General features: G+C 36.6%; 12 protein-coding genes. All 12 read left to right on the top strand.

What is annotated here, in order from left to right; translation table 11 throughout:
* Positions 1-552: 552 nt before the first annotated feature.
* The 12 genes from DVG79_RS15105 to DVG79_RS15055 all read left to right on the top strand — a co-directional run bounded on the left by DVG79_RS15105 (position 553) and on the right by DVG79_RS15055 (position 12,731).
* Positions 553-747, top strand: coding sequence for a hypothetical protein (locus tag DVG79_RS15105; RefSeq protein WP_114597421.1), 195 nt, complete (start codon positions 553-555; stop codon positions 745-747).
* Positions 748-1,009: 262 nt separating this feature from the next.
* Positions 1,010-1,399 carry a ribbon-helix-helix domain-containing protein gene (locus DVG79_RS15100; RefSeq protein ID WP_158537543.1) on the top strand — a complete coding sequence of 130 codons (390 nt, stop codon included), beginning with the start codon at positions 1,010-1,012 and terminating at the stop codon, positions 1,397-1,399.
* Positions 1,396-3,807: a MobP3 family relaxase gene (gene mobP3, locus DVG79_RS15095; protein WP_114597420.1), complete on the top strand. Its 2,412-nt coding sequence runs from the start codon at positions 1,396-1,398 to the stop codon at positions 3,805-3,807. Before DVG79_RS15100 ends, mobP3 begins: the two co-directional genes overlap by 4 nt.
* An 8-nt stretch (positions 3,808-3,815) precedes the next feature.
* Positions 3,816-5,747 (top strand): VirD4-like conjugal transfer protein, CD1115 family, encoded by a 1,932-nt coding sequence (locus DVG79_RS15090; protein ID WP_114597419.1) that lies wholly within the window; start codon positions 3,816-3,818, stop codon positions 5,745-5,747.
* Positions 5,719-6,108, top strand: coding sequence for a pilin (locus DVG79_RS15085; protein WP_114597418.1), 390 nt, complete (start codon positions 5,719-5,721; stop codon positions 6,106-6,108). Before DVG79_RS15090 ends, DVG79_RS15085 begins: the two co-directional genes overlap by 29 nt.
* 1 nt (position 6,109) lies before the next feature.
* Positions 6,110-6,982 carry a conjugal transfer protein TrbL family protein gene (locus DVG79_RS15080; protein WP_064300999.1) on the top strand — a complete coding sequence of 291 codons (873 nt, stop codon included), beginning with the start codon at positions 6,110-6,112 and terminating at the stop codon, positions 6,980-6,982.
* Between the two features lie 8 nt (positions 6,983-6,990).
* Positions 6,991-7,341: a hypothetical protein gene (locus DVG79_RS15075; RefSeq protein ID WP_114597417.1), complete on the top strand. Its 351-nt coding sequence runs from the start codon at positions 6,991-6,993 to the stop codon at positions 7,339-7,341.
* Between the two features lie 56 nt (positions 7,342-7,397).
* Positions 7,398-7,997, top strand: coding sequence for a hypothetical protein (locus tag DVG79_RS15070; RefSeq protein ID WP_114597416.1), 600 nt, complete (start codon positions 7,398-7,400; stop codon positions 7,995-7,997).
* A gap of 2 nt (positions 7,998-7,999) precedes the next feature.
* The gene (locus DVG79_RS15065; RefSeq protein ID WP_114597415.1) at positions 8,000-9,844 is read left to right on the top strand and encodes a VirB4 family type IV secretion system protein; all 1,845 of its coding nucleotides are present in this window, start codon (positions 8,000-8,002) and stop codon (positions 9,842-9,844) included.
* A 17-nt stretch (positions 9,845-9,861) separates the two neighbouring features.
* Complete coding sequence (locus DVG79_RS16115) at positions 9,862-10,035, top strand: hypothetical protein (protein WP_156501877.1); 174 nt, start codon at positions 9,862-9,864, stop codon at positions 10,033-10,035.
* Positions 10,036-10,052: 17 nt separating this feature from the next.
* On the top strand, positions 10,053-11,360 hold the full coding sequence (locus DVG79_RS15060; protein WP_114597414.1) for a hypothetical protein: 1,308 nt from the start codon (positions 10,053-10,055) through the stop codon (positions 11,358-11,360).
* 117 nt (positions 11,361-11,477) lie between these two features.
* Positions 11,478-12,731 carry an SH3 domain-containing protein gene (locus tag DVG79_RS15055; protein ID WP_114597413.1) on the top strand — a complete coding sequence of 418 codons (1,254 nt, stop codon included), beginning with the start codon at positions 11,478-11,480 and terminating at the stop codon, positions 12,729-12,731.
* The last annotated feature ends 16 nt before the right edge of the window (positions 12,732-12,747 follow it).

The raw sequence follows: 12,747 nt of genomic DNA, 5'->3' as shown, positions 1-12,747 counted from the left end.
AAATTTAAATTTGTTCAATCAATAACTGAATTATTAGAATTTACTTTTATGATATAAAAAACTAAAGAATTAACCATTAAATGCCGATATTTATAGTTTATATTTAAACTAAATATAGTTTATTTAAATGTTTTAAAATGTAGGTAAATGGGAAAATAATTCAAAAAAATGAGATATTAGGTCTTTACAAATCCCTAAATTATCCTTAATCTGATAAAGAAGTCATGGATTATCCATGTAAATCCATCTAAAGTCATCAAAAAAAACAAAGTAATATAATTTTTTACTTTATAGGTGGTGGATTTTAATTTGTATATTATCGCTTTGATAAGTTATGTACTGACTGCATTAACAATCGGCTATCTGTTCGTTAGAGGGACATATTGGATGGTTCAACTCATTTTCGGAAGAATTATAGCGATTTTGAGTTCAACAGTTGTAGGGATCTTTTTTTTGATCTCAATCATTGTGTTTATCAGTTTTGTTAACAAGAGTTTAGAAGCACCAGTTAGTTTCAACGAATAAAATCATTAAAAGTTAGGTCGTGGGATTATGGGGAATCAGCGTTGGACTATAGAAGGATGGGCTCAAAAATTTGGAGTATCCTTACCGAATGATCGCGAAATTGGTGAGTTGCCATCAGCAAGATCAGGTGGAGAATCAATTAATCTTGATCAGATTTACTTACAAGAAAACGTAGCAAAATTGGCCTTAGATCGCTTTGAAAAGAGCATCCGAAAAAACTAAAACCGCACAACCAAATCGTCCCTTAGAAACCAAGTGACGATCCTTTTTTGGACTAAGTTCGGTCCAAAAAAATAGGCAGGATAAGAGACGTGTGCCACGTCTTGTTACAGATGCCAGGCAAAGCCTGTCACTGAGCCAATCTAGCGTGTGCTAGATTGTGTGCTAAAGATGAACCGATTTATAAAATCGTGTGCTGTTATTCATTTGAACGTTTTGATAGGACGGTTTAAGAGTGTGACAGGTGAAGAAGGGAGGTGATGCAGTGAACAAAAGGGTACACATTTATCTTCCTGAAAATGTGGTGGAAGAGATTGATAACTTATCAGAAGAGTTTGGTATTAACCGATCAAACCTGATTGAAAAGGCGTGTCTACAGTACATTGAAAACGAAACGAAAGAGTCAGTAAAAGACTCCATCGTAGCGGATTTAACGAAAGCTCTCGATAATGCACTGGATCCTAAAATTGAACGACTAGCCAAATTATTATCTAAAGGAGCAATCTTCTCAGGGGTAGCACAAAATCTTTTAATCGAGTATTTAGACGAGGCTACTACATTCGATGTTCTAAGCTCCTACACAAAAGCTCGAGTAAAGGCTGTAGATGATCTAAAAAAACCATTTGAGACAGTAATGGGAGGCGGTCTTAAATGAATTCTCCTTTGATAGTGAAGATGCGGTTTAAAACTCCTACAGCAACGAATCAGAAGTTGAATCGTAATTATGCGACGTACATTGCAACTCGACCAGGAACAGTCATGAATAATACAAAAAGCGTATTAGATGAATTTTCACCTGAGACGGCTGCAGGACATGTCAAATATGCATCTGAAAGACCTGGATCACATGGGCTTTTTGGAAAAAGCCAGGATGAAATTATTTCACTTACTACTATTCAAAACGAATTATCAAAGCATAAGGGGATTGTTTGGCAGTACATAATTTCATTAAGGGGGGATGATGCAGCCAATCTTGGATTCGAAAAAAAAGGGGATTGGGAAAGATTCATGCGTGCTACAACCGATCAAGTTTTTAAGGAGATGGGCATCAATAGTAGCAATGGGAAATGGGTAGCAGCTTATCATGAAGAATTAGGACATCCTCATGTGCATCTAATGATGTGGGAGAAAAACCCTTTAAAAGAAGAAGGGAAATTAGATCGTAAAGAAATGAGAAATGTACGAAATATTTTTTTGAAGCATATTGCTAAAGAGGAACGACAACAGCTAAATATTTTAAAGACAATAAGCAGGGACAACATCGGTGAAGTTGCAAAACAGCTTTTAGATAAGAGTGTTCTAAGCCTTGTCGGAAAAGAAAGTGATATTCCAAATGAAATTAAGCTGGATCCTAAGCAACTAAAAACGGTATATGCAGAGTTTAATCAGCTTGCAGAGATGATCCCTACTAAAGGACGACTTGCATACGGATATATGCCTGAAGAGGTTAAAGCAGAATTGAATAACTTCTCGAAGTGGATACTAAACCAGCCACAATTTAAATCTGAAATGGCTAATTATCTTGAAGCCGTTCAAAAGTTAGCAAAGTTTCATTTGAAAGACGAACAAAAAATTGAGGACTCTACGAATAATGCTCTCAAGGACTTAGAAAAGAGACTATCAAATCAAATTTTAAAATCGGTTGATCTATACCGGAAATCAAATCGTGTAGAGGTAAAGCAAAATAACGTACTAGATTTTGAACAGGCACTTTTGAATTCTAAAGCTCCTATTAAGTCTTTAGAGAAACAAGTAACTGAAGTTACTAAAAGTCTTTTACTAGATAAGGGCTTGAATAAAAACGAAATGGTTAAGGTGTTTGAAGAACTGAAAGAAAACGCTGGGATGGAAATAACGCTCAAGGAGTTTCTATCCATAAATAAAGTAGAGGTAACCAATGTTGAGTCTAAAGTAAGTGACTTAGCAATGTATTCACCTTTTCTGAAAGCTAAATTCAATCTTGATGTACCTTCAACAAACTTAAGTAAGAAAGTAAGCATAAACAAAATGGAGTGGGAAATGCTAAAACGATCCTTGGATTTAAAAAGCGAACCACCATTTGAAGTTGTACGGAAATTAGAATTATTAGTTGAAAAAAAGGAACTTACTCAAGCACTTTCAAATATGATTTTGTCTGAACATGACATGCGAAATACGGTGTTCAAACAATTGATTATTATGAAAGAGGCTAATATAGATCCGATTAAGCAACTATCCGTATTAAAAACTTGCTTAGAGAAAAACAACATACCATTTGAATCACAATCTAACTGGATTGACCAACAAGTTAGTAAAGTAGCGACTCAAAAGTTCATGGCCGGACAAAATGTCTGGACTAAGCTCGAAAATGAATCTGGATTAAATATGAAGTATCCATTCTCAAACACATATGAGTTTAGTCCAAACAGGGAGAGCGCAATTAAAGTCCTTCGGGAAGTAGAGATGAAGGTTGATAAGAGTAACCTTGAATCATTATCTCCAAGTCACATCAAGTCACTTCAAAAGCTCATTGATCTTTCAAAAGTGACGTTAGAAAATCCAGACTTGAAGCAACTCCTGGAACGAAAAGGACAGAAAAACCAAACAATTATCAATTTAAATGCTCTTAACGCTAAATGGGAGCTAAAAAACACTGAGCGCACCACTTTAAATAGAGTAGCTACAGTACTCATATCAAGTGGGATGAATGAACAACAAGTTATTGCAGCATTGAGTAAGTGGAATGTTAATACGCAAAGTCAGATTCCCGTGAAAAATATTGAGGCTGTAGTAAAGGCTGTAAACAGCAGAAATTTAGAAATGGAAAGATACGGAGGGAATGTATCGCTTACTAAACAAGAGTATAGATACATGCTCTCAGATCTAAAGTTAAGCGGTCTAAAGGACGGTTATAACTATCCAAAAGAAAATGTACAGATCAGTGTAATTACTGATTTGTGGAAAGGCGCATTTAAAGGGCTTCGAGATGAAATTAACAAATCGGAGTACGAAGCTCAAAGAAGTCTTCGGAGAAGATTGATGAAAGAAAAGAATAACGAGAGGAAGAACTCACGGGAAAGGTAAGGTGATTCATGTTAAAAGCAAAGATATTCATAGTGCTAGCAATAGCAATAGCAGATGTAATGTTTATTCCATCTCTTTTACGAATTCCTGAATACATTGAGAGCAATCCTGTTGAGACTATTAAAAAATGGGCTTCATCAGTTGATCTTATAGAATCCTGGTTTTTAATGCTTGATTCTGAAGTGACGTTGAGACTTTTTATGTACGTTCAAGCACCAGTTTTATTGTTTACACTTTCTCTATTTTTAATGGGACCCATAAAAATAAAGAACGAAAAATTGAAAGGATTAGGTGGACCTGAAGCGACTGGTAAGGGACAGTTTGGAACTGCTCGTTTCTCTACTGATAAAGAAATGCAGAAATCTAATGGTACATGGGTTATGACGAATGGAACTCGCCCGGAATCAGGTGGAGTGGTACTAGGTATGGACACCAAAACCGAAAGAGCATATTACGTTCATGATGCATCACATACTTTACTTTTAGGTTCTACCCGGTCAGGTAAATCTCGTAAATCCTTAATGCCTTCAATTTATGTTACAGGTAAAGCTGGTGAGAGTATGGTCATAACGGATCCTAAAGGTGAATTGTTTAGCCTTACAAGTGGATATCTGAAAAATGAAGGATACAAGGTAATAAAAATTGATTTAAGAGATCCAGGAAAAAAGAGCAACACATGGAACCCTATGCAAACAGTCGTAGAAGCTCTAAATGATCCTGACCTATCGAAACAAGATCAAATGGCCCTAGCGACGGAACGTGCGCGCGATTTAGCTTACATGATTGTATTCCAAAAAGAGCGAAAAGGAGATCCGATTTGGGCGAATGGTGAGCTTTCAGTAACTACAGCACTGATTATGTATATAGCGATTGAAGAAACCAACCCAGCAAAACAAAACTTAATTTCTGTATTTAGATTGTTACGTGATTATGGGCAACCAATTGTTGATCCAGAAACATCTGAAGAATACATTCCTCTTAACAATTTAATGATGGAGCTCAATCATGAACACCCTGCAAGGGACGCCTTCACAGTTGCAGCCTTAGCACCATCTAGGCAACGAGGGAGCTTCTTTAGTGGTGCAGCATCTAATCTGTTATTGTTCTCGGATCCTAACATTGCCTTAATGACAGAGGAGAATGATCATCGTCTCGAAGATATAGGAACAGTAAAATCCGTTGTTTTCTTAGTAATTCCTGATGAAACGACTTCAAGACATTTATTAGCCAGTTTATACATCGACCAACTCTATTCAAAATTAGTAAAAGAAGCGAACCACTATGGCGGAAAGTTACCCGTTCAAGTGAATTTCTTCTTAGATGAGTTCGGGAATATGCCTCAAATTTCAAAATTTGATACCAAAATTACTGTGGCAGCTGGTCGTGGTATGAGATTCACTTTAGCTCTTCAAGATTTGAATCAATTGAAAACAACTTATGGAGATGCTGCAAAAACTATTACGGGAAACTGCTTGGTTTGGATTTTCTTAAGAACGACTGACCTTGATACAGCTAAAGCCATTTCAGAAAAAACAGGTAAGTACACAATTTCGACTAATAGCGTATCTAATAACTACAAAAATTTAGAGCCTAGTGGGACGACGAGTACTAGCTTAACAAGTCGCTCATTACTTTTACCTGATGAAATCGAAAGATGGCCAAGTGGAATGACACTAGTATTAAGATCAGGTCAATTTCCTTCTAAGTTGACTGCTCCTGATATATCAGAATGGTCAGCAATGAAAGAATTTAATAAGCACAAACCAGTAGTCATTGAAAGGAGGAATGCCGAAACTCTACCTAAAGTTATCAAGGTAGTGGAAAAAGAAATGGAAGTCAAAACAGAAAGCGTAAAGAAAGAAAAATCAGCATTAGATCAAATTCGAGAACTAGAAGGAGGAACTGAAGTAGATGAACTTCAAGAAGAACAAGCAAATTAATGTAGTGGGGAACAAGGTTAAAAAGAATTGGAATGCGTTAGTTACTTTATCACTTGCGATGATGGTTTTAGTACTTACAAGTCCTTTGGCAGAAGCTGCTGCTAAGAAAGGAAAAGCTACACCGACTTTATTCTCAAACACGAAAACACTTCTAGGCGATGCAGGTGGATGGATTACTGCAATCGCTGGAGCTGTAGCAGGATTCATCATGATTGGATTAGGTCTTAAATATGCTATGACAGATGATCCAGGTTCACGAAACGAAATCAAAAAACAAATGAAAAATGTATTTATCGGCCTTGCGATCTGTCTATCGGCTGTGTCATTAATTGCGATTATCGTAACGTACTACGTAGCGTAAGATGGGCGGATTCCTTTCAAAAGCAATTAACACGCTATTTGAAGACTGGATTGATGGAGCCATTGATTTTATTTTAGTGTTACTCGCACAAATAGGTGGATCTGGAATAAAGATTCTAGAGATGGATATTGTCGTAGATGCGATCATATACGCTCAAGGAATAGGAATTACGCTTTTATCTGTTGTTGTCGCAAAAGAGATGTTATTCCGTTACATCCTTCAAGAATCTGGTGATGAGGTTGCTGATCCCGCAAAAATACTCATTCGAGTGGTGAAGTCGGTAGCTGTAATCATGAGTGTTCCTTGGATAGTAACCACTATCTACAAGTTTGGAACAACTTTAGCTGTAGATGTAGCGAAACTAGAAGGTGGCGGTTTTGGTAGTCCGGCAGGTAAAGGATCACTGAAGGATATGCTGAAAGCATTCTCAGCATTACAATACTTACCGTTATTTATCTTAGTAATGGTAATCTCAATTGTCATTTTGATGTTTATTATTGTCATTCAAGCATCAATTCGTGCAGCTGAGTTAGCTTTTCTAGCTGTTGCTGGTTGTTTCATGGCGGTATCTCTAATGAATCCCAACAGTGAAATGTATTCATCATGGTGGAGACAACTACTAGCGATATCGCTAGCACAAGCTTCGCAACTATTATTAATAAAAATAGGATTCGAGTCCTTACAGACCATGTTTAAAGGACCAGAAGAAGCCTTACTAGGATTCTGTTTGTTCTTTGGAGTATTGATAGTAGCAGTTAAAGTACCAACGATTCTCAAAGAACATATCCACTCTACAGGTACAGGGAAGATGGGATCAAGCAGTGGTCAACAATTCAGCATGATGGCAGTTTCAAGAATGGTCATGAAAAAATGAGGTGAATCATGAATTTCGATTTAGAAAAGATGATGAACCAACAAACTGAAACAAAATATATCATTCCCAAAAACATTAAAGCTAGATTCGAAATTTTCGGTATAGGATTGCGAGAAATCATCGCAATCCTCATTGCCGGGATAGTTGGACTGGTTATTATTTCAACAGTAGATCTAATTATTGATGTAAAAGGTTTGGTAAAGGCATTAGTCGTTTTAGTTTTTGGTGGTGTTTCATTCTTACTTATTGTCGAAGATCCAAGAGAAGGTGTATCGGTCATAAAGTTTGTTCAATACTATAAAGACTTTCTAAAAAGACCAAGAAAGTATCTATATTCGAAACTCGATAGAGGTGAATAGACATCTTTACATTTAAAAGAAAAGAAGTAACGACTGAAGAAAAAAATAAGCTTGAAATGAACAGCAATAAGCAAAATGCTCAAAATTGGTTCAATATTTCTGATGTGAATGATCAATTGATTTTAAGGAAAGATCAAAAGGTCATTTCACTTATAAGAGTCGGAACAGTAAACATGTCACTTTTATCTAAAACCGAAAAGGACATGAGGATCCGTCAACTTTTTGAGGTCATGAATGGGATTGACACAAGGTATAAAATCTTTTCAATCGCAAGACCCGTTGATTTGGATGGTTTCATCGAACAACTGAAAGTAAAACAATCACAAGAACCAATTGGTATGAAGAAAAGACTATTAAGTAATGCCATGTCACATGCGGCCATTATGGCTTCTGGTGGTGAAGCAGTTGAACAACAATTCTATCTTTTACTCGAAGGAGATATTTCGACGAATCCAGAGTATGAGAAGAATTCATTGATTAGAAGAACAAAGGAGATTGCAGCTAATTTAACTTCAGCTGGATTAGGCGGGCATTTATGTACCAATCAAGAAATCCGAGATCTCTTATTTATTTTTTCGAATCCTCAACAGGCAGCTTATGAGAGAGCGCCACAAGATAACGGACCATATTTTACTAACTATGTGGAGGGTAAGTGAAGATGGCAAAAAAGGTAGAGCAAACATCACCATTGATTGAACAAATTTCTCCAATGGTGATTGAATTTAAGCCGAAAAAAATAGTATGGGGAGATCGCGTAGCACGTACTTATGTCATTACACAGTATCCGAATCAAGTATCGGCTGCATGGTTATCTCGAGTAGCGAATATGGAGGGTGTGACAGTATCGATTCAAATTGATCCTACAGATCCTTTTGAACTTGTAAGAGAAATTAGACGGTCTAGTGGTGAGTTATCTTCTCGACTAATGGAAGTCAAAAATCCATTTGAACAACAACGTACAGAAGACCAACTAAAAGATGTTCAACAGTTATTAAAAGAGATTGATAGAGATCAACAAAGTGTTGTTAATTTAACTACACTTCTTCTAGTAGGGGCAGAAAATGACGAATCCTTAGAAGCCCGATGTAGACGAGTTGAAGCAGAGTTAGCTGCAGGCGGACTTAGAGCACGAACGCCGATTCTTAGACAAGAAGATTGCTTAAAGGGACTTACTCCTTGGGAGATGGTACCGAAAAATATCACAGCAATTGGACAACGAAATATGACCGCCAAAACGGCTGCTGCAAGTTATCCCTTTGTATTTTCTGGATTGAACGACGGTAAAGGGATTTTATTGGGTACGGATACAGCTGGAGGCATTGTGTTAACAGACTTTTGGGTTCGGCAGTCTGACCGAACGAACAGCAACGTTACGGTTATCGGAAAGCCTGGTGTAGGTAAGTCAACCTTAGTAAAGAAGATATTAGCTAATGAATGGGCTCAAGGATCTAAAGTAATCGTAATCGATCCTGAAAATGAATATGGAGATCTATGTAAGAATCTTGGTGGCCAGTATATTGATGCTGCAGGAGATCCAAAAGGTCGCATTAATCCTTTGCAAGTCAGAGCAGTACCAGCTGATGATGACGAAGAAAGTGATCCACTGTTTGAAACTGAAGTAGATAATGGGAAAGCTAAACGTGGACCTTTAGCGCAACATTTTCAGGTTCTCCGATCATTCTTCAGAATGTACTTAAAAGACATGACGGTTTTAGAAGAAGTTCTACTAGAAAGAGCTCTGGAAGTTCTTTATAAGAGCAAGGGTATCACTTGGACGACCGAACCTACATCTTTATCAAATGAAGAATGGCCGACTCTAGAAGATCTATACGAACTAATTCTAGAAGCTTCTAAAACGAATACTGAAAATGGACCGTCCAGTGATGAATCAGAAAAAGAGTGGAAAACTTTAGCGATGCGATTGCGATCAAGTGCAATCGGTGCAGATTCATTTTTGTGGAATGGAGCAACGACAATTAAAGCTGAAAGTGACTTCATTGTTCTCAACATAAATAAACTACTTGAAGCAGATGAACGAACTATGAGAGCTCAGTTTTATAACATCTTAGGATGGGTTTGGGACGAAGTGAGCAGAGATAAAGATGAACGAGTATTTATTGCTGTCGATGAAACATACTTGTTAGCTGATCCAGATCATCCGCAGCCACTTCAATTTTTACGCAACACTTCAAAACGTATTCGTAAACGTGAAGGTGGGTTAATGTCAATTTTTCATAACCTAGTAGATATGTTAGATCCCTCAGTTCAAAGATATGGCCAAGCGTTAATTGATAACCCGGTCTATAAATTCATCATGGGTCAAGGGGATAAGGATATCGAAGCGTTACAAAAGCTCATGTCGCTCTCTGAAAGAGAGGTACAGACACTAGCAGACGGTAGACGTGGGGAAGCTCTATTTGTTGCAGGAAGTAAAAGATTGCATTTGAAAATAGACGTCACTCAAGAAGAACTTGAGTTATTCGGGGCTGGAGGTGGACGTTAAATAAGGGGATGACCAAGATGATGAAGTCAAAGGAACAAGACTATAACTGCTGTATCAAGTTTACGTTAGATCAAAAAGTTGAACTTGAAAGTATCGCTAAAGATTACGGCCTATCAATCACCCAAATCATTAAGGTGATCACTTTAAAAAAATTAAAAGAGTATAAAGAAGCACCTAATCAATTTATCTGATCGAAAGGGGGAGCAATATGTACGGAATAATTTCTAGTCCAGGAAATCATCATTTATTTAAATCTGTAGCTAATGAAGAATTGGTTTTTGAGGCTATAGATCAATTTGGCGATACCGAGTTTCTAAATGCGTGTATAAAAGTCTCGAGAGTAACACTAAATTACGTTTTAGTTGATCTTACTTGTGCTTCTGAAGATGCTCTTGTAAAAGGAATAATCAATATTGTATTAAATAAGCCAACCACTCGAATCATTCTAGCAGGATTTGATCTACAGGTAGGAGATAGAACGCTAGTTTCACTTATAAATTCTGGTGTTTATGATATTGTCTCCCTTCAAGATCCTACTGGTGCAGACTATCAAGAAATATATGAAATGAATCAAGACAAATTAACGGCAGCAATCGAAGAAAAAAAGATTTTAGCTGATGCAATCAGATGGAAAAGTAGTATGGAACGCTCAGAAATGCTTATTGACGATAAAGAACCAGAAGTTGCAAGCAGTTCGAAAGAAATTAAGGTTAAAGAAAAAATTGTAGTCAAAGAAGTAGTGAAAACAAAAGTTATTAGTGTAGAAGCAGACAGCTGGTTTGTAGTTAACCTTACTCGAAGAGCTGGAGCAAGTCTGATCACACAATCTATAGCGAAATATTTAGCTGATTTGGATTTTGATGTACGAGTAACCGAATCTCCTTTTAACAAGCCTACTTTTCTGTACTCTACAGGTGAACATTATGAATTACCAAGTTCCGTAATTGATTTAGAAAGCGATTCGCCCTACCAACCTTATGAGTATAAAAAAATTAAATGGGATCTAAAAACAACATATAAAGAAATCTCTGATGCAGATGTAGATTTTCTGAAGCTACTTATAAAGGTGAGACAAGGTCTTAATTTAATTGATGTTGGTGATAGCTACTTTGAAAGACCACAGATTTTAAAAGATGCTCGAAAACTCATTGTAGTTTTAGAACCTGATATTAATGGACTTTGGGAATGTACAGAACGAAAAAGGCAAATAAATACCTTGAGTAAAAAAGGCATGGAGATTATCTACGTCATAAACAAGTCACATGATCTGATTTCTAATGAATTTGCAAGCAACAATGGATTCGAAAATCATGTATTTTTACCAACTTTGGATCCAGAGATTATTTATAAAAGATCGTTAAAAAGCCAACTTCTTCTAAATTCAACCGATGATATAGATGATGCATTTATCCAAGGTTTAAATCACCTTTCTAAGCTAATGAATATTCCTATATATCAAGATACAAGAGAACCGAAAAAAAGAAGGAAAATCAGAATACCATTCTTAAAAAACTGATTGACCTCATTACCAAGTATAGGAATTTACTTTAGTTAGTTTAATTGGTATCCTATATATAGGAAGAAAAGCGGATAAAAGCATTCAAATGCCTATATCATAGGGAGGAAATGTTTTATGAAAAAGAGTCTATCAGCAGTGATCGCAGCCACAGTATTTTTATCTGGAGTTCCTAGTGTAAGCATTCTTGAGAATGCTCCAGGACAAGTAAGAAAAGTGGAAGCAGCAACATTCAAACAGTTTAAAGGAACGTCTACTGCAGATTTAAATGTACGAAGCGGCCCAAGTACGAAGTACAAAAAATTAGGTCTTCTTAAAAAGAAAAGCGTGGTTACGGTAAAGGGAAGCACAAATGGTTGGTATAAGATCACATACAAAGGTAAAACAGCATATGTTTCAGCAAAATACATTAAAAAGAATGCCTCAGTTAGTACGTTTAAGCAATTTTCGGTTACTACTACTGATACCTTGAACGTTCGTCAGTCTAGATCTGCATCAGGTAAAAAATTAGGTCAGCTAGCAAAGGGAAGCAAAGTTACGGTAATTGGATCCAAATCAGGCTGGTATACCATTAAATTCAAAGGTAAAACTGGTTACATTTCTTCAAAGTATACAAAAAAGGTTTCTACAGCTCCTAAAGTACAATATTATGCTTCAGTTATTCCGACTAAGGCGTATGTTCGTACCGGTGCATCAACTAAGTACAAGGCGGTAGGTTCATTAAAGAAAGGAACAAAAGTAGGCGTCTATAGTACTAGCAATGGCTTCTCAAAAATTTTATTCCAAAAGTCATATGGCTTTATTAAATCGTCAGATATTAAAAAGGCTATCATTTCTTCGAAGCCTAGAGTCCCATCAAATCCTACAGTTCCTACAACTCCTCCAAAAGATACATCCAATAAACCGAGTAATGTATCAGGATACGAGCTGCAGACAGGTAGCTACGCTTTAGCTTTAAAATTTGATGATGTCGATCAAGTGAAAATATCAAATTCATTTTCTTATGATACGAAAGTAAGGGAAACAAAGGCGATTGCGGATGCTCTAGGTGCTAAATCAAACGGATCTGTAATTAATTTAGTAAACACTGTAGATGGGTTTGAATCTTTGGATGATGTTAAAATTGCCTATGATTTTGCTTACGGATCAAAAAAATTCAAAATGTATTATTCTAGCGGTCGTGATTTACGAATCAAAGAGAGTAAGTACATCATGAAACTCATGTTAAAACCATATTTACCTAATGGGTATGAATCCGTAATAAATAAATACTTTGATGAACAGTACTACGGTGGGGATGGTTATGGTCCTTATGACGTCGATGGTTACACGGTTACTTTCAACGCTGGAAGTATTCGTTTTGAGAAATAAGCATATCGGAGGGTTC

It is taken from the genome of Exiguobacterium sp. RIT594 (assembly GCF_003339585.1).
Taxonomy (GTDB): Bacteria; Bacillota; Bacilli; order Exiguobacteriales; family Exiguobacteriaceae; genus Exiguobacterium_A.
The sequence above is the reverse complement of the archived record's forward strand: the minus strand, read 5'-3'. Positions and strand labels throughout refer to the sequence as shown.

Bases quoted from the DNA above. Each gene is read 5' to 3' on its own strand.
- DVG79_RS15105 (WP_114597421.1), top strand. From the start codon at position 553: ATGGGGAATCAGCGTTGGACTATAGAAGGATGGGCTCAAAAATTTGGA.
- mobP3 (WP_114597420.1), top strand. From the start codon at position 1,396: ATGAATTCTCCTTTGATAGTGAAGATGCGGTTTAAAACTCCTACAGCA.
- DVG79_RS15090 (WP_114597419.1), top strand. From the start codon at position 3,816: ATGTTAAAAGCAAAGATATTCATAGTGCTAGCAATAGCAATAGCAGAT.
- DVG79_RS15085 (WP_114597418.1), top strand. From the start codon at position 5,719: ATGAACTTCAAGAAGAACAAGCAAATTAATGTAGTGGGGAACAAGGTT.
- DVG79_RS15080 (WP_064300999.1), top strand. From the start codon at position 6,110: ATGGGCGGATTCCTTTCAAAAGCAATTAACACGCTATTTGAAGACTGG.
- DVG79_RS15075 (WP_114597417.1), top strand. From the start codon at position 6,991: ATGAATTTCGATTTAGAAAAGATGATGAACCAACAAACTGAAACAAAA.
- DVG79_RS15070 (WP_114597416.1), top strand. From the start codon at position 7,398: ATGAACAGCAATAAGCAAAATGCTCAAAATTGGTTCAATATTTCTGAT.
- DVG79_RS15065 (WP_114597415.1), top strand. From the start codon at position 8,000: ATGGCAAAAAAGGTAGAGCAAACATCACCATTGATTGAACAAATTTCT.
- DVG79_RS16115 (WP_156501877.1), top strand. From the start codon at position 9,862: ATGATGAAGTCAAAGGAACAAGACTATAACTGCTGTATCAAGTTTACG.
- DVG79_RS15060 (WP_114597414.1), top strand. From the start codon at position 10,053: ATGTACGGAATAATTTCTAGTCCAGGAAATCATCATTTATTTAAATCT.
- DVG79_RS15055 (WP_114597413.1), top strand. From the start codon at position 11,478: ATGAAAAAGAGTCTATCAGCAGTGATCGCAGCCACAGTATTTTTATCT.